Origin of the sequence: Cupriavidus basilensis (genome assembly GCF_000832305.1) — a bacterium.
Classification (GTDB): domain Bacteria; phylum Pseudomonadota; class Gammaproteobacteria; order Burkholderiales; family Burkholderiaceae; genus Cupriavidus; species Cupriavidus basilensis_F.
The window spans coordinates 3,238,088-3,255,241 of the sequence record NZ_CP010537.1; the positions used below are offsets into that span (position 1 = coordinate 3,238,088).

Below are 17,154 nucleotides of genomic sequence, written 5' to 3' on the forward strand. Positions count from 1 at the left end.
ATCCCCTTTTCCCGTTGTCCCGTTGTCCCGCTATGACGTTGGCGCTGCGCCATGGTCCGTGCGTCCTGATTGGAATCACCAATGCGAACCGTTACGCTGCAATCCCGCTCCTGTTTCTCCTGTTTGTGATGATCTGGGCGGTCGTCTTCGCGTCGCGCCGTCTGGTTATGGCCTTAACAGCACAATTCCAAATATGTGCGGAACCACGCTGCAGAATGGCTAACGGCAGGTAATCGGAATAACCTCCCCCTCCTGCAGAGGGGGCAGGTTTCATGGCATTCGGCGCAAGTAGCGCCGGGGCCGCTTTGCGTTGCGCAAGCGGGCACTGCGTTCCCGCCCGGCAGGCGGCGTGGTGTCACCCACTGGTCGAATCCGCGGGCTCAAGCCGGCAATGAGTCCGGCATGGTCTCCTGCGCGGCCTCGGTGACACGGGGACGGTTGTGGCGCCACGCCGCCCACTCCTCCACCCCCAACGGCGCAGCGAACAGATAGCCTTGCGCCCAATGCACGCCGTGCTGGCGCAGGTAGGCGGCCTGCACCTCGTTCTCGATCCCCTCGGCTGTCAGCTCCAGATGCAGCCGCTGGCCCAGGCTGATCATGGTGTCGAGCACCACGGCGTTGACGGAGTCCGTGCCAATGCCCATGACGAACGAGCGATCGATCTTGAGGAAATCGGCATGGAGCTGTTCAAGGTAGGACAGCGAACTCTGCCCCGTGCCGAAGTCGTCGAGCGCCCAGAGCACGCCCTGCGCGCGCAGGTCCGCGATGTTGCGTTGCACCTGCTCGTCGTTCGGCAGCGCTTCGCGCTCGGTCACCTCCAGGACCAGCAGCGGCCCGTCGGGGCCGAGCTTGCCCAGCAGCCGCTGCACATCAGCGACGAATCCGGGCGTTGCCAGGTGGGAAGCGCTGACATTGACACCGATATGGTCACGCGGCCCCAGCCCCAAGCGTGGCAAGTCGGCGGCCACCAGATCAAAGATATGCCGAGTCAGGTCGCCGATGACGCCATTGTCTTCCGCCAGCGGGATGAAGATGTCCGGCCGGATATGGCCCCGGCCGGGCCGGTGCCAGCGGACCAGGGCCTCGAGCCCGCTGCACTCCCCCGTGGCCAACCGGATGACCGGCTGGTAGACCATGTGGAACTCGCGCTGGCGCATGCCTCGGTAGATCTCGTTGACCAGCGACAAGCGCCGCCTGCAGAACAGATGTGCCAGGTATCCCGAAAGCAGCGTCGCCATGAGCAGGAAAGGCGCGTAGTGACGCCACAGCTCATGGCGGTAAGCGGCGATCAGCGCCGGTGCGACCGCGACGCGCACCTCGATGGGAAAGGCGGCAGACTTGGCCAGTTGCATGCTGTTCCGGTAGCGCGGGCCGGTTGGCGTCGCCAACGGCGCACCGGTCGGCAGCTGGCGCAGCGAGTCGCTGAGCAGGATCTGGACCTGGAACTGGCCGCTGTACGAGGCGGCTGCCTGAATGTCCAGCAGGTACTGCCCGTCGATCACGGCCAGCACGCCCGAGCCGTTGCCGATGCCTCGCGAGACGATCACCGCGGGCCGGTCCGGGACCAGGGAGGTACCTGAGCTGGGGGTGATCAGCAGCCCCGGTGGCAAGCTGGTCATCGCATCGAATGCCAGGGTGAGCGGGATGTCGTTGACCTTGCCCAGGACCGGTGAGCAGTAGAGCTTCTCTTGATGGACCAGGATGAGCGAGCGGAAATACGGACTCAGGGTACTGGTCCGCGTGAGTTCGCCGATCACCTCCTCGCATGGCTTGCCGAGCAGCGCCATGGACTTGTCGACATTGGCGGTGACTACGCCGAGGATGTTGTCCATCTGCTTCTGGATTGCCACCGCCGTGACCAACGCTTCGCCGTCGGCGCGTTGCCTTGCCTGCAGGAACACCAGCGGCACCATGACGAGTGTGGGAATCAGCATGGCTGCCAGCACGATTGCCAGGTGCCAGTATTGCTCACGCCGAGGCTTGATGGTCTGCACGTTCGAGGCTCCTGCGCGTGACGTGCCCGCGCTACGGTGTGATTGATGTGTACTCGTCCAGGCCCGCCAGGAGTCCGGGCCCCACCCTCAGCACTGCCGACCGCTGCAATCCAGGTCAGCTTCCCGGTGATCTTGTCTTTGTCTTGCGAGTGTTCCCTTCGCCTTGCTGCATCCTGGCGGGGCCCTCACTTTTAGTACAAGCCCTAAATTCAGAAGATGGATCTTACAATAAGGCATTGCTTAGGCGGCGAGTTCCATCATCACCGTAACCTCTCTCGCATTGATCCAATTAGCCGGCGCGACATCCATCGAGGATGGCATCGATATGCGCCATATGATCCGGGATTTGGCGATACCGCTCGAAGGGATCGGTTGCGCCCGACGCTTGCATTTTAGGACTTGTCCTATTCCCTTGACGACACGCCACCAGTAAGCTGGCGCCCTGTCTTACCGAGAAGCGAAATGAAGCACAACGAAACGCGCCGTGCCTTGACGCTCGGACTCGCCGCCATTTCCATGGCCACGGGCAGCGCCTGGGCTGGCGAGGCCGAGGACCTGTACGCGGCGATGATCAGTGGCAAGTGCGAGCCCGCCGCCACCACCTTGCAAGCGCGCGCCAAAGCTGGCGTGGCCGGGGCCCAGGGCCGTCTGGGCATTGCCTATGTCCGCGGCGCCTGCGTCAGGGAGGACATGCAGGCGGGCGCGGCTTGGCTGCGCAAGGCCGCCGAGCAGGGCGACGCGATTTCGCGCAATGAGCTTGGTAGTCTCTACTCGACGGGCAATGGCGTGCCCAAGGACTACGCGCAGGCGAGGCGCTGGTTCCGCCTGGCGGCCGAGCAAGGGTACGGGCCGGCCCAGTACAACCTGGCGCTCCAGTACCACTTCGGAGAAGGCGGGCCGGTGGATGACCGCGATGCGGTCATTTGGCTGCGCAAGGCGGCCGTGCAGGGCCTTGCGGACGCGCAGGCGAACCTGGGCGGCATGTTGATCAAAGGCGAAGGCATGGTCCTGAGCAACAAGCGCGAAGGCGTGCATTGGCTGCGCAAGTCCGCCATGCAAGGCCACCCCACCGGCCAGAACAACCTGGCAGCAGCCTACGAGAATGGCTTGGGCGTGGCGCGCAACATGGTGCTGGCCTACGCCTGGGTGCTGCTGTCGACCCGCGAAGCCGAGCCGGGTTCGGAGGACATGGCGCTGCGCACCGGAATGGCCGCGGAACTGACCGCCAAACAGCGGGCCGAGTCCGAGCGGCTGGCGCGCCAGTGGAGGGTGGGACAAGACCTCACGACCACGATGCCATGAGCAGTGGATGAGCCGTGGCAAACCATCGACCATTGTCGAATGGTTTCTGCATCAACGTCTTGGCAAGTTCAACGGGTTCACCCCCGAGGCCTGCCTGCGGCTCCGGCTCGCTCGCACTGCTGATTATCCGTTCAATCGCGTTGATGAACGGCTGCACTGTGCCATTGCCGGCCGGCCTTTGGCGCCTGTCACTCTTACCCAAAAAAAATGTACCTGCTTCCGCTATCGCTATCGCTATCCTTGATTGCACTCAGTTCCGGCTGCGCTTTGACGCCCGAATCCATGATCCGGTCTCAGCTTGGCGAGGCGGTGGCGAAGGCGGAGAGCATGGCAGTCACTGACTCCGGAAATAGGGGCGACTGCAAAGCGTCCCCAAAGACCTGGCGTGCACCAATCCACTTGCTAACGCAGGATATCCGCGTACAGAGGTGCGAGACCGTCTACTACTATTTCGCCACCTACGCACAATTTGTGGGAGACGCCTACCCCATCGCCTTTGCGCCGAGCATCGCTTTCGTTGGGTCCGAGGATCTTCTCACGGGTGAAAAAAGAATGGCCGACTAGCCATGCGCCAGCGGCCGTAAGGCATCGATTTGGCGCTTTTTTTCCGGGCCTGAAGCTCGTTGTCATTGCCCCAAGCTCACTGTCGCATATCAGCCGGTCATCCATCGATGATCACTTATTGCGCTTCACTTCGCATCAGATTGGGAGCATTCATGCGAAAAAGCATTACCCCGGCCGGCCGTTCCGCGCGCCGCCTGCTGGCAAAACGAGCAATGACACGCAACAAGAACGTAGCGAGAGCACGCACTTCGCGCAGGTCCGCGAGGAAACGCGAATGTAGTTATGAAAAGGCGGTATCCAGCACCGGCGCGACACCGACGTCGCGCGTGGGGGTGTGCACCAGCGCGCAAACCATGTCCAGGCATGCCAGGGCCTGGCCAATGAGGTGCCGCTCCTGATCCAGGTCCCGCGCTGCCTGGACTACCAGCCTGGCGCTCAGGCACAGCCGCAAGGCGCTGACCGGGACACCGGCCCTGTGGCCGCAGTCCACGGGCTGGCCAAGCTGGTAGGCCACGCCGGCGTCGGCGCTCCCCGGCGCCTGGACCCGGCGAAAGATGGCGGCCGTCTCCTCCCGGCTGAGCGCGGCCCTGCCACCCCCGGCTGGCAACGGTAAAGCAGGAAGGGATGAATGGTCTGGATCTCGTCCCAGTGGGATGGCGTGTTCAGCGCGGTGCGGTCCAGCGCCGGCACCGCCAGCGCGGCAAAGGCGGGATCGCGGCCCAGCCTTTGCTGGATGGCGCTGGCAAAGCGCCGCGCAATGCCAGCGGCTTGCCCGGGCGGCACCGCGAGGAATTCGCGCAGCTCGTGGATCGCAGCCTGCCAGCGCAGCAGCAAGCCAAAGTTCGCAAAGCTGCCGAGCGCTTGCGTGCTTGCCCAGCCTTGCGGCCATTCCTCGCGCGCGGAGTACAGGCGCAGCTCCGCCGGGACGCCGCGCTCGCGCAGTGTCTTGCCAATTGCCGCTGGCAGCAGCAAGGCGCCGGAGAACGAAGGCCCGGTCACGAACTTGGAGCCGGTCAGCGCCACCATGCAGCCGTTGCGCAGGTAGGCTCGGAGCGTACCCGGCTCAATGCGGAACTGGCAGGCGTCGACCAGGACCTGCACCGCCGAGGGCCAGCGGCGATGCAGCGCGGTCACGCACGCAATGCTCGGCGCGATGCATCCGGTCTTGGATACGTCGATCAGCACCAGCAGCACCTGGCGTGCGTCTTGCACGGCCTGGCTGACGAGCGCTTCGATTTGCGCATCGACCACGCTCGCATCCCGCAAGCTGCCGTCCGCATTGCGGATCGGCACATCAAGGATGTCGCTGGCGCAGGCCTGGCTCAGCGACTCGCCAGGGATGGTGGTACGGCCCAGTGCGTTGTACGTGCTGAAGTGGCGAGCGGCGAGCGCAGCGGCCACACCGCTGCCGCTCTCGGCCTCGCCGGCCAGGATCACCAGCGGCCGGCCCCGAACGCCCCGAATGCCCGCATCTCCCGCATCACTGCCGGCCCCATTGGCCGCCACCCGCGCGGCAACGCGCGCCGCGAGCAGGTGCACATCGGTGCCGGAAGCCGAGAAGACAAGCCCGGTGCCAAGCGCATCGCCTATGCCGCACAGCGCCAGCAGCTCGCCGCGCAGCCGGTCCAGCTCGCGGCGATACAGTTCGGCCGCGCTCTGGTGCGGCAGCGCCGCGGCAAGCCGGTTGCGCAGCGCGTCCACCTCGGCGAACGCGGCGGGAGAGATGCCCGAGGACGTGGAGGAGCCAAAGGGGACCAGCCCCGTTGCGGCGAGCGGCTGGCAACCGTACTTGTTACGGCCGGTCGCCGGATCCAGCGCGATGCGGTGGTCCCCGCCGCTGACCAGCAGGTCAGCCGTCGATGGCAGCGGCATCGTGAGCGTCCACGCGGTCGGCATGCGCCTGGCTGGCGTTGATCAGCATGGTCCGGAACGCCGCGAAGATCTTGTGCATCTGCGGCTGCTTGTACGGGAAGAGGTCAACCGGATCGATATCGTGCACCACCATCGCCGTATCGGCCTCGAACACCAGCAACGCCCCGTCCGGCGTCTCGGCGCAATCCAGGCCCACGTAATCCAGGCCCAGCCGCTCCTGGATCAGCGCGAGGGCATCCTTGTGGCGCAGCGCGAAGGTGCCGTCGAAGTCGCGCATGATGGCCGCCTCTTCATCCCGCTTGGCCGCGCTCTCTGCCATGCCGGCATTGAGATAGTGGATCATCCAGTGCTCGGAGATACCCACGTGGCACACATACGCGCGCCCTTCGATCAGCACCAGCCGGTACTTGCGGAACTGGCCGTCATCGTTGCGGTAATCGATGAAGTAAGAGACGTAGAAAGCCGGCTCGTCCGTCTGCGCCAGGTAGCCGGCGAGTTCGGCCGCGTCGCCGATCTTCTCCAGGCCCTTGCCGGCATGCGAACCAAGCGGCCTGACAATGATCGGGAAAGCGCCCTCGCCCAGCACCGACGAAATCGCTGCCTGCCCGCTGGCGATGCTGGCCAGTACCTGGCGATCCACGCGCAGCGTCGGCGGCATGCACACGCCCGGCGCCGAAGCCAGCAACGCCGCCGCCCGGTCCCGCGAGAGCTGTTGCAGGCGATCCGGCTGGTTCAGCACCGGGCGCGGCCAGATTGCCGCGAGCGCGCGCAGATGCTCCAGCACGGGCTGGGTACGGTCGGATTCGCCCACGGCGATGAACAGCACGTCGTGCTCCGGCACGGCCTGCGGCAACGGGTTCTCCGGCGTGACGTAGAGCGCATCGAGCGCCACGTCGGAGTTGCCCAGCAAGCACTCCAGCGGCGTGTTGGCCATCAGGTCGCCCGACACCATGATGGCCAGCACGCGCAGGCGGGCTTCGCCATTGCGCAGGGTCGGCAAGTGATAGAGCTGGCGTGCCTGCAGCGCCTCGGCCTGCATGGTCATAGCCAGCGCGTGATCGCCGATGAGCTGCAGGACCAGCGAGAGATCCATCAGCGCATTGGCATCGTCCGGCCGCGACTGCAGATGGTTGATCAGCTCGGCGCCGAGCGGGCGCAGGTCCTCGTTCTGATGGGCCGCCCGCAGCAGGTGGCGCAGTCCGATCAGGGTGTCAGGGGCCGGCGTCATGTTGGCGGAATCAAGGATTGCGTTCATTGTGGTAGGCCGCTGGCTTCGGGAACGGGTACGGGTGACATGGCGCTCAGCGACCGGCCAAGCGCGAGGGTGGCGTTCAGCAGGACATCGATATCCTGCTGCGCGCTGCGATGATTGAAGAGCGCAACCCGGATCGCAAAGCGGCCGTCGAGCACGGTCGACGACGGCGCGCAGAGGCCGGATTCCTGCAGGGCGACAACAAGATCGCGGTTGACCTGTTCGATGGCGCCGTTCGCATCGGCACCGATGAAACGGAAGCAAACGATGTTGAGCGATACCGGCGCCAGCAGCTCCAGCTCCGGCTCGGACTCGATACGCCGCGCGAGCCCCTGCGCCAGGGTGCAGGTGTGGGCGATCATGCCGCCAAGCCGCTCGGTGCCGTAGACCTTGATCGTGAACCAGGTCTTCAGCGCACGGAAGCCGCGCGACAGGTCCGGCCCGAAATCGCAGGGCCAGGGGGAGCCGGCCGCCATGCCGCGCTCGCCGCGGCTGAGGTACGTGCCCTCGTGCGTGGCAAAGGTGCGCAGGTGCAATTGCCGGTCGCGGACCACAAAGAAGCCGGCGTCATAGGGGACCTGCAGCCACTTGTGAAAGTCGAAGGCGATCGAGTCCGCCTGCTCGATGCCGCGCAGGCGCGGCGCCAGTTGGGGGCACAGCATGGCCAGCGCGCCAAAGGCACCGTCGACGTGAAAATGCAGTTGCTCCCGGCGGGCAATGCACGCAATCTCGGCAAGGTCGTCGATGGCGCCCGTATCCACGGTGCCGGCGGTGCCCACCACGAGAAACGGCTGGAAGCCGGCAGCGCGGTCCACAGCGATGGCGGCGGCAAGGCACGCCATATCCATGCGCCCCATCTCGTCAACGGGGATCGCGCGCAGATTGTCTTTGCCGAGGCCGGCCAGGTCCATGCCTTGGGCAATGCAGCCATGCGCCCGGGTGGAGGTGTAGGCCGTCAGGCGCCGCGAAGCCTTCGCCATGCCGGTTGACCGCACGCCGGACCCGAGCGCCCGGGTCCGGGCGACCAGCACGCCGGACAGGTTGGCCATGGAGGAGCCGGTCAGGAACAGGCCGCTGGCATCCTCGGGAAAACCAAACAGCTCGATCACCCAGCGCAGCACCTGCCACTCCACCTCCACCGGGATATGGTCGCGCCCACCCAGGTTGGCATTGAGCCCGGCCGCCAGCATTTCCGCCAGCATCCCGACCGGCGTGCCGCCGCCGTGCACCCAGCCCATGAAGCCGGGATGCGCGTTGCCCACGGCAAAAGGCAGGATGCTGTCCATGAAGGCCTCATGCACCTGGTCCAGCCCGCTGCCCTCACGGGGCAACGGCTCGCGGAAACTGGCGCGCACCGCATCGGGGATCGGCTGCCAGACCGGGCGGGCACGGATGCCCTGGAGGTGGTCCAGCATATCGTCGAGCATGCTGTGCCCCTGCGCCCTCAGCGCGCTCCAGTCGACAGGATCGAGACTGGTGGGGACTGGCTGCCAGCTGCCCTGGGTGGTTGGTGTTGACATGGCTAATGGCGGTCCGGAAAAACGCTGCGTCCCCATGGGAGGTGCTGTTCGCGACCTGGTTTCCGGGACATCGTGCCGGGGATCATAGCGCTGGGCCAGCCAGGCATTTGGTGGAGTACGGCGGGTTTTCCGCCCTATTTCTCTGCGACCGAAAAACAACACTGCCGGCGCTGCCTTACCACATTCCAATCATTTGCGAGCGCCGCTCCGCGAGACGATAATTGTGTCGTCAAGCATCTCAAGCATTGCTCGCGCCACTCCTTCAGCCGCCGCCCTCCCTCATGCAGCCACACCAAGGCCTACCCTATCCCCAACGCTCCTGGGCCATCCTCACCGTGTTTTGCGGCCTGATCATGGCCGTGCTCGACGGCTCGATCGCCAACATCGCACTGCCCTCGATCTCGCGCGAGCTGGCGGCGGACCCGTCCAGCACCATCTGGGTGGTCAACGCCTACCAGCTCACCGTCACGGTGTGCCTGCTGCCGCTGTCCTCGTTGGGCGACATCCTTGGCTACAAGCGTGTGTACCGCGGCGGCCTGGCGATCTTCCTGGCGGGCTCGCTGTTGTGCGCGCTGTCGCCCAACCTGCCGGTGCTGGTGGCCGCGCGGGTGCTGCAGGGCATCGGCGGCGCCGGCATCATGAGCGTGAACACGGCGCTGGTGCGCTTTATCTATCCGCCCACCAAGCTGGGCCGGGGCATCGGGCTGAACGCGCTGGTGGTGGGCATCACCATTGCCGTGGGGCCCTCCGTGGGCGCGCTGATCCTGTCGGTGGCGAGCTGGCCGTGGCTGTTCGCCATCAACGTGCCGGTGGCAATCTTTGCCCTGGCGCTGGCCCGCACCGCGCTGCCGGCGACGCCGCCCCAGCCGCGCAGCTTCGATTATCGCAGCGCGCTGCTCTCGGCCGTGGTCTTTGCCTTGTTCATCCTGGGCGTAGACGGCGCGGGCCACGCGCAATGGCGCCCCGCCGCCGCCGCAGGCCTGGTAGTGGCAGCGTTGCTGGGATGGTGCCTGGTGCGCATGCAGCGCGGCAAGCATGCGCCGCTGGTGCCGGTGGACCTGTTCGCCAGCCGCGCCTTCACGCTGGCGGTGGGCACTTCCTTCTGCTCGTTCATGGCGCAGATGCTGGCCTTCGTGGCGCTGCCCTTCTACCTCGAATACCAGCTTGGCCGCACGCTGCACGAGACCGGGCTGCTGATCACGCCGTGGCCGCTGATGGTGGCCATCATGGCGCCAATCTCGGGACGCCTGTCAGATCGCTACCCCGCCAGCATCCTCGCCGGCATCGGGCTGGCCTTGCTTGGGACGGGGCTGATCGGCCTGGCGATGCTTGGGCCGGAAGCGTCCAGCTTTGCCGTGTGCTGGCGCATGGCCATGTGCGGATTGGGATTCGGGCTATTCCAGTCGCCGAACAACCGCGCGATGATCGGCGCCACGCCGCCGGCGCGCAGTGGCGGCGCTAGCGGGGCGCAGGCTACAACGCGGTTGCTGGGGCAGACTACCGGGACTGCAGTGGTGGCCTTGTTGTTTAGTGTTGATGCCAGCGAGGCGGCCCGGGTGGCGCTTTTTGTTGCCGCGGGGGTGGCGCTGGTCGGGGCCCTGGTTAGCTTTAGCCGGTTGCGCAGCGGGAGTGGGCCGGCGGTGCAGGTGGGGGTGGCGGCTGAGGCGGATTTGTGATTTTTGTTGGTGGTGGTTTTTGAGCCCAAGGGCCATACGACACGCCAGCGCAACGTCGTACGGCTCCTGCCCCCAAAAGCCAACACCTTTACTCCGCCTTGGCCCCCGAATCCCTCACCACCTTCGCCCACTTGGCAATCTCAACCTTCTGATAGCCCGCCAACTTTTCCGGCGTACCAAGAACAGGATCCAGCCCCAGGGTCTTGAGCTTGGCTTGCACATCGGGAAGCTGGTAAATCCGGTTAAGCTCGGTGTTGAGCCTGGCGATCACTTCCTTGGGCGTATTCGCCGGTGCAAAGATCGCAAACCACGAGTCCGCATCAAACCCGGGCAGCCCCTGCTCTGCCAGCGTGGGAATATCCGGCGCCGAATGCGAGCGTTTCGCGCTGGTCACGCCAAGGGCCCGTACCTTACCCTCCTTGATCACCGGCAGCGCCGACGGCAGGTTGTCGAACATCATGCTGATATGGCCGCCGAGAAGATCGGGAATGGCCATGGCGCGGCCCTTGTAGGGCACGTGGGTGAGCTTGACCCCGGCCAGGGCGTTGAACATCTCGCCCGCCACGTGCGGCGAGGTGCCGATGCCCGGCGTGCCGAACGTCAGGGCGCCCGGCTTGGCCTTGGCCAGCGCGATCAGCTCCGCCACGTTCCTGGCCGGCACTGAAGGGTTGACCACCAGCACGTTGGGCGTGGTGGCGACCAGGATCACCGGGGTGAAATCCTTGACCATGTCGTACGGCATCTTGCTGTAAAGCGCGCCGTTGATGGAGTGCGTGCCGACCGTGCCCAGCGCCAGCGTGTAGCCATCCGGCGCGGCATGCGCGACGGCCTCGGCGCCAATGTTGCCGCCTGCGCCGGGCTTGTTGTCCACCACCACGGGCTGGCCCCACGAGGGTGAGATTTTTTCGGAGAAGATGCGCGCCAGGATGTCAGGCGCGCCGCCGCTGGGAAAGCCCACCACCATCCGGATGGGCTTGGAAGGATAGGTGTCGGCATGGGCCGAGGGCACGGCGAAGGCGGCGCAGGCGGCCAGGACGGCAGCTGCGAAAGGTTTGCAACGCATGGTGTGTCTCCCGATGATCGGATTTGTTCTGGTGTCGGACTGATCTTGCATGCTGCCGGCGCCAAGGGGCCAAGGGGCCAAGCCTTGCGCCTGTTCGCCGGCAGCGGTGACTCAACTGACTGTCGCGCGGGGTTTCACGCCACGCTTAAACTACCGTGCCGCCGAACTCCGCCATCACTTTATCGTGCAGCCGGCGCATTCCCTTTAGCCAACGATCGTAATCCTGCCCTTTGCGCTGGTAATACTCGAGCACTTCGGGATGCGGCAGGATCAGGAAGCGCTCGTCCTTCACGCCTTCCAGCGTGACCTGCGCCACGTGCTCGGGCGTGACCGAGCCGGCCTGCAGGAAGCCCTTGCGCTCGCCATCCTCGCCGAACAGCATGCGCGTCTGCACGCCCTGCGGGCAGATGCAGCTGACCTTGATGCCGCGATCGCCGTAGGTGATCGACAGCCACTCGGCGAAGCCGATGGCGGCGTGCTTGGTCACGGCGTAAGGCGCCGAGCCGATCTGCGACAGCAGGCCGGCGGCCGATACGGTGTTGACGAAATAGCCATCGCCGCGCGCCAGCATCTGCGGCAGCACGGCGCGCGAGGCGTGGATGTGGGCCATGACGTTGATCTCCCAGATGCGCTGCCATTCCTCGGCGCTGGCATCCAGGCCCTTGCGCAGGATGATGCCGGCGTTGGAGCAGAACACATCGATCTGGCCAAAGCGTTGCGTGGCCGCATCGGCCAGCGCCTGCACGGCGGCCGCATCGGCCACGTCGGTTTGCTGCGCGAACACCTGGCAGTCCGGGCTGGCCTTGGCCACTTCCTCGGCTACCGCCTGCGCGCCCTTGCCGTCCAGGTCGGCCACGGCCACGCCGCGCGCGCCCCCGGCGGCAAACGCCAGCGCCAGCGCGCGCCCGATGCCGGTGGCGGCACCCGTCACCACGACGGTCTTGTTGCGAATCTCCATCCTTGTCTCCTTTGTTTGCTATGTCTGTATTGCCAGCTAGATGTGTGGCCCTGGGGCCGTGAGAAAGCGATACGTGGCGATGGCATCGATGGCGCGCATGGCGCTGCTATCCGCGCCCCTGCCATAGACGGCTCTGCAGCACTTCGGCCAGTTCGCGGATGCGCGGGCCGAGATTGCCGTCGAGGATTTCCGGCGTCAGCCGCGTGGCCGCGCCGCCGATATTGATGGCCAGCACTTCCGCGCCGCCTTCTAGCACCACGGGCGCAGCCGCGCCGCTGACCGTGCGGTCCCACTCCGCGTGGGCCAGGCAGAAGCCGCGCTTGGCGTAGTCGCGCAGCGCGCGTTCGAGCTTGATGCGGATCGCGGGCCAGCGCGCGCCGTAGTGGCCCTCCAGGTCGGCCAGCACGGCGGCGCGCCGCTGCGGCGCCAGCCCGGACAACCACGCGCGCCCGATGGCGGAGGTGGCGGTGGGCAGGCGCGAGCCGGGCGCCAGCCGCATCACCAGCGCGCCGCGCGGCTGGCAGACTTCCAGGTACACCATTTCGTGGCGGTCCGATGTGGCAAGCGCCACCGTGCAATCGGTGGCGAACGCCAATGACTGCATCAGCGGTTGCGCGATCTCGCGGATGCCCGAGCCGGCGAGGTAACGCTGGCCGAGCACCATCGCGCCCTGGCCGAGCCGGTACTTCTCCAGCGACGCGGAGTAGATCAGGTAGCCCAGGCTGGTGAGCGTGTAGGTCAGGCGTGAAACCGTGGGGCGCGGGATGCCGGCGCGCCGCGCCAGTTCCGCATTGCCAAGGTAATCGTCGTGCGGGCCGAAGGCGCGCAGCAGGTCCAGCCCACGCGCCAGCGCGGTGACAAAATTGCGGTCGTCACGATCGATGTCCGGTTCCCTGCCGTCGTGCGGCGCATCTGCGGCGCGCGCGGCCGCGGCATGCGCGCCGCCGGGCAAGGAAGCTGGGGAGGCAGGCGAGAGCGGGATCGACGAGGTGCGCTTCATACGTGGCGATAACGCTTGGCTACTGGGTGCGGGAAGCAGACCTGTGGCCGCCTTTGGAGATGGCGGGCCGGAGGTAAGCCGGCTATTTCGCTGTGCGGAAGACTATTCCGTATTTCTTGACTGTGCCTCAGGCCGTATGCAACAGTCAATGAAAACGAACGATCGTGCTGGAACATACCTACGCAGACATGCGTAGCGCTTCACGGTACACGACGACACCGCACCCGGGGCCTGCACGGCAGGCCATTCCGCATCGCACAGGAGACCACGCATGCATCACGCACCTCACCAGGCCGCACCGCCCCGCGGCTGACTCTCGCCCCGCATGACCAAGTGGCCCTCGTAGTGTTTTCTGCGCGGCGCCGCCATTTCCACGCAGCCCGCGGCGCGGCTTGCGTGCCTTCGTTCGTGATTCGAAAAGTCGCATGAGGTAAGCCCGTGACATTGTTTCTTCAACAAGTCCTCAACGGCCTGACGCTGGGCGGCGTATATAGCCTGGTGGCGTTGGGCCTGACGCTGGTCTACGGCATCCTGCACGTGCCCAATTTCGCGCATGGCGCCTTCTACATGGCAGGCGCCTACGTCTCGTACTACTTGATGACGTCGCTGGGCATGAACTACTGGCTGGCGATGGGCGCCGCCGCCATCGCGGTGGCGGTGCTGTCGATGCTGGCCGACCGGCTGGTGTTCCATCCGCTGCGCAACGCGCCGGAGCTGCACGACATGATCGCCGCCATCGGCATCATGCTGTTCCTCGAAGCCGGCGCGCAGGCAATGTGGGGCGCCGACTTCCATCGCATGCCCACGCCTTACGGCCAGATGGTGGAAGTGATGGGCCTGAGCGCACCGGCGCAACGGCTGCTGATCATCGCCGCCGCCTTCGGGCTGATGGTGCTGCTGCACCTGTTCCTCACCCGCACCGTGACCGGCTCCACCATCGTGGCGATGGCGCAGAACCGCGAGGGCGCGGCGCTGGTTGGCATCGACGCCACGCGTGTCACGCTGCTGGTGTTTGCCATCTCCGGCGCGCTCGCCGCCATCGCCGCCACGCTCTACGCGCCGATCAACCTGGTCTACCCGAGCATGGGCAACCTGGTCATCACCAAGGCCTTCGTCATCATCATCCTTGGCGGCATGGGCAGCATTCCCGGCGCCATCGTGGGCGGGCTGATCATCGGCATGGCCGAGAGCTTCGGCGGCTTCTACGTCTCGACGGACTACAAGGACATCATCGCCTTTGCGCTGCTGGTGCTCATCCTGTCGATCCGGCCCCAAGGCCTGTTTGCCGGCAAGGCCGCATAAGGAGCGCACCATGACAAAGACACTGCAAGGCAAGACCGGCTGGGCCCTGTTGCTGGCGCTGGCCATCGCGTTCCCGCTGGTCACGCCCAACAGCTACTACCTGACGGTGATGACACTGGCCTTCATCTACGCCATCGCCACGCTGGGGCTGAACCTGATCACCGGCTATACGGGCCAGCTCAACCTGGCGCACGGCGGCTTCATGGCCATCGGCGCCTACACGCTGGGCATTCTCACGGTGGATCACCAGGTGCCGTTCTGGGCGGCGTTCGTGCTGTCCGGCGTGGTGTGCATGATGGTAGGCTACTTCGTCGGCGTGGTATCGCTGCGGCTCAAAGGCCACTACTTCTCGATCTTCACGCTGTGCATCGGCTACATCATCTATCTGCTGATCGAGAAGTGGGAAAGCCTGACGCACGGCACCGTGGGCCTGATCGGCATTCCGGTGCCGGCCTCGGTGGGCCCGCTCGCGTTCGACAACGTGCAGGCACAGTACTACCTCGTGCTGTTCTTCCTGGTGGCAGGCACCTTCCTGATGCACCGCATCGTCACTTCGCTGCTGGGCCGCAGCTTCATGGCGGTGCGCAACAGCGACGCGCTGGCGGAGGCCCTCGGCATCAACCTGATGCGCACCAAGGTGCTGTCGTTCGTGCTGTCGGTGGGCTACGCCGGCTTTGCCGGCGCGCTGTACGCGGGCCAGGTGCGTTTTCTCGGGCCGGACATCGCGCGCACCGACCTGACCTTCGAGATGGTGATGGCGATGCTGGTGGGCGGCACCGGCACGCTGCTGGGGCCGCTGCTGGGCGCGGTGCTGGTGCCGTGGGTCACGCAGACGCTGCAGTTCCTGCAGGACTACCGCATGCTGGTGTTCGGGCCGGTGCTGGTGCTGCTGATCATTTTCGTGCCGGACGGCATCGTGGGCTCGTGGGCCAAGCGCCAGGCACGCCGCGCCGCGGCCGCACGCCGCGGCGGCACAAGCCGCGCGCACCCGGCGGGCACGCCCGTCGCCGGCAACCCGAATGCAAACGCTGCGAACGCAGGGGCCGACCATGCTTGAGATCCGCAACCTGACCAGGAAATTCGGCGGCCTGAGCGCCGTGCACGATGTCTCGATCACCTTCGAGACGGGCCATATCAACGCCATCATCGGCCCCAACGGCGCGGGCAAGACCACCTTCTTCAACCTGATCGCCGGCACCCATGCGCCGACCTCCGGGCAGATCCTGCTCAAGGGCCGCAACGTGGCCGGCCTGCGCGCCGACCAGATCGCCCGGCTCGGCGTGGCCCGCACCTTCCAGGCCACGCACCTGTTCGACCGCGCCACCGTGCTGGACAACCTGATCGTGGGCCACCGGCTGCGCACGCAAGCGGGGCTGGCCGACGTGATCTTCAATACGCGCCGGCTGCGCGAGGAAGAACGGCTGTGCCGCGCCAAGGCCGAGGAAGCGCTCGACTTCGTGGGCCTGGCGCACCTCGCGCATGAAGTGGCGGCGGACATCACGCAGGAAGAGCGCAAGCGCGTGGCCTTTGCGCTGGCGCTGGCCACCGATGCCGAACTGCTGCTGCTCGACGAGCCCGCGGGCGGCGTGAACCCCGAGGAGACCGTGGGCCTGGCCGAACTGATCCGCAAGATGGTCCGCCACGGCAAGACGGTCTGCCTGATCGAACACAAGATGGACATGATCATGCGGCTGGCCGACAAGATCATGGTGCTTAACCACGGCGAGAAGATCGCCGAGGGGTCGCCCGCGCAGATCCAGCAAGACCCGCAGGTCATCGAAGCCTATCTGGGAGCCGACCATGTTGCAGCTTGAACGCGTTTCGCTTTCGTACGGGAGCTTTCGCGCGCTCGACAACATCACGCTGAACGCCGCGGCCGGCGAGCTGGTGGTGCTGCTGGGCGCCAACGGGGCCGGCAAGAGCTCGATCTTCATGGCGCTCAGCGGCATCCACCGCACCAGCGGCGGCAGCATGCGCTTTGACGGCCGCGAGCTGGCCGGCATGAAGCCCTCGCAGATCGTGCAGGCGGGGCTGGTGCACTGCCCTGAGGGACGCAAGCTGTTCCCCGCCATGAGCGTGCAGAAGAACCTGACGCTGGGCGCCTACGTGCACCGCCGCGACTCCGCCGGCATCAAGCGCTCGCTGGAAGACGTCTTCGAGATGTTCCCGATCCTGCGGCAGAAAAAGGACGATCCGGCCGGCTCGCTGTCCGGCGGACAGCAGCAGATGGTGGCGCTCGGCCGCGCGCTGATGGGGCGCCCGCGCACGCTGCTGCTCGACGAGCCATCGCTGGGCCTGGCGCCACTGGTGGTCAAGCAGATGTTCGAGGTGATCCAGCGCATCAACCGCGCGGGCACCACGGTTCTGCTGGCCGAGCAGAACGCCTACGCGGCGCTGGGCATCGCCCACCGCGCGTATGTGATCGAGAGCGGCCGCATCGTGATGCAAGGCGACCGCGACGCGTTGCTAAAGGATGAAGGGATTCGCCGCGCTTATATCGGTGGCTAAGGCGCGCCAACGCCGCTTGAAATGACGACGGCAGTTACTCCCTCTCCCCTCATGGGGAGAGGGTTGGGGAGAGGGGCGGTTTGGCTAGGAGCCACGGGAAGCGAAGCCAATGGTTTTTTTCCACCGCGAAGGCGTAACGAGCG

15 protein-coding genes are annotated in these 17,154 nt (G+C 66.1%); 7 read left to right on the forward strand and 8 right to left on the reverse strand.

All coding sequences use genetic code 11. The features are described 5' to 3' along the window. Window positions 1-380 precede the first annotated feature (380 nt). Window positions 381-1,994, reverse strand: a complete 1,614-nt coding sequence (locus RR42_RS34735) for an EAL domain-containing protein (protein ID WP_043356676.1) — start codon at window positions 1,992-1,994, stop codon at window positions 381-383. A 462-nt stretch (window positions 1,995-2,456) separates the two neighbouring features. Between RR42_RS34735 and RR42_RS34740 the strand changes: the two genes are divergently transcribed. Together RR42_RS34740 and RR42_RS40265 are read left to right on the forward strand one after the other, a co-directional pair. Then, a complete protein-coding gene (locus RR42_RS34740) occupies window positions 2,457-3,296 on the forward strand; it encodes a tetratricopeptide repeat protein (protein ID WP_052495175.1) in 840 nt (279 codons plus the stop codon). 7 nt (window positions 3,297-3,303) lie between these two features. Continuing rightward, a complete protein-coding gene (locus RR42_RS40265; RefSeq protein ID WP_144410039.1) occupies window positions 3,304-3,540 on the forward strand; it encodes a hypothetical protein in 237 nt (78 codons plus the stop codon). A 600-nt stretch (window positions 3,541-4,140) separates the two neighbouring features. On the opposite strand, the gene RR42_RS40270 is transcribed toward RR42_RS40265, so the two are convergent. The 4 genes from RR42_RS40270 to RR42_RS34760 are packed head-to-tail and all read right to left on the reverse strand — an operon-like array spanning window position 4,141 to window position 8,504. Further along, complete coding sequence (locus RR42_RS40270) at window positions 4,141-4,311, reverse strand: hypothetical protein (protein ID WP_158408340.1); 171 nt, start codon at window positions 4,309-4,311, stop codon at window positions 4,141-4,143. Then, entirely contained in the window at window positions 4,296-5,732 is a 1,437-nt protein-coding gene (locus RR42_RS34750) for a hypothetical protein (protein WP_052495176.1), read from the reverse strand. Before RR42_RS34750 ends, RR42_RS40270 begins: the two co-directional genes overlap by 16 nt. Further along, window positions 5,710-6,987 (reverse strand): ATP-grasp domain-containing protein, encoded by a 1,278-nt coding sequence (locus RR42_RS34755; RefSeq protein ID WP_052495177.1) that lies wholly within the window; start codon window positions 6,985-6,987, stop codon window positions 5,710-5,712. The genes RR42_RS34750 and RR42_RS34755 overlap by 23 nt, the downstream gene beginning before the upstream one ends. Next, window positions 6,984-8,504: a pyridoxal phosphate-dependent decarboxylase family protein gene (locus tag RR42_RS34760; RefSeq protein WP_052495178.1), complete on the reverse strand. Its 1,521-nt coding sequence runs from the start codon at window positions 8,502-8,504 to the stop codon at window positions 6,984-6,986. The genes RR42_RS34755 and RR42_RS34760 overlap by 4 nt, the downstream gene beginning before the upstream one ends. Before the next feature lie 281 nt (window positions 8,505-8,785). Between RR42_RS34760 and RR42_RS34765 the strand changes: the two genes are divergently transcribed. Then, entirely contained in the window at window positions 8,786-10,180 is a 1,395-nt protein-coding gene (locus RR42_RS34765; protein WP_052495179.1) for an MFS transporter, read from the forward strand. A gap of 88 nt (window positions 10,181-10,268) precedes the next feature. On the opposite strand, the gene RR42_RS34770 is transcribed toward RR42_RS34765, so the two are convergent. The 3 genes from RR42_RS34770 to RR42_RS34780 form a co-directional block, all read right to left on the reverse strand. Beyond that, window positions 10,269-11,243, reverse strand: coding sequence for a Bug family tripartite tricarboxylate transporter substrate binding protein (locus tag RR42_RS34770; RefSeq protein WP_043356682.1), 975 nt, complete (start codon window positions 11,241-11,243; stop codon window positions 10,269-10,271). Window positions 11,244-11,388: 145 nt separating this feature from the next. Further along, window positions 11,389-12,201, reverse strand: coding sequence for an SDR family NAD(P)-dependent oxidoreductase (locus RR42_RS34775; protein ID WP_043356685.1), 813 nt, complete (start codon window positions 12,199-12,201; stop codon window positions 11,389-11,391). Between the two features lie 106 nt (window positions 12,202-12,307). Beyond that, window positions 12,308-13,201: an IclR family transcriptional regulator gene (locus RR42_RS34780; RefSeq protein ID WP_043356686.1), complete on the reverse strand. Its 894-nt coding sequence runs from the start codon at window positions 13,199-13,201 to the stop codon at window positions 12,308-12,310. Window positions 13,202-13,639: 438 nt separating this feature from the next. On the opposite strand from RR42_RS34780, the gene RR42_RS34785 reads away from it, so the two are divergent. From RR42_RS34785 to RR42_RS34800, 4 genes are read left to right on the forward strand one after another with little or no spacing between them, the layout of a single operon-like run. Further along, window positions 13,640-14,503, forward strand: coding sequence for a branched-chain amino acid ABC transporter permease (locus RR42_RS34785; protein ID WP_043356688.1), 864 nt, complete (start codon window positions 13,640-13,642; stop codon window positions 14,501-14,503). A 10-nt stretch (window positions 14,504-14,513) separates the two neighbouring features. Continuing rightward, window positions 14,514-15,560, forward strand: a complete 1,047-nt coding sequence (locus RR42_RS34790) for a branched-chain amino acid ABC transporter permease (protein ID WP_043356690.1) — start codon at window positions 14,514-14,516, stop codon at window positions 15,558-15,560. Beyond that, on the forward strand, window positions 15,553-16,317 hold the full coding sequence (locus RR42_RS34795) for an ABC transporter ATP-binding protein (RefSeq protein ID WP_043356692.1): 765 nt from the start codon (window positions 15,553-15,555) through the stop codon (window positions 16,315-16,317). The genes RR42_RS34790 and RR42_RS34795 overlap by 8 nt, the downstream gene beginning before the upstream one ends. After that, the gene (locus RR42_RS34800) at window positions 16,304-17,011 is read left to right on the forward strand and encodes an ABC transporter ATP-binding protein (protein ID WP_043356695.1); all 708 of its coding nucleotides are present in this window, start codon (window positions 16,304-16,306) and stop codon (window positions 17,009-17,011) included. Before RR42_RS34795 ends, RR42_RS34800 begins: the two co-directional genes overlap by 14 nt. The last annotated feature ends 143 nt before the right edge of the window (window positions 17,012-17,154 follow it).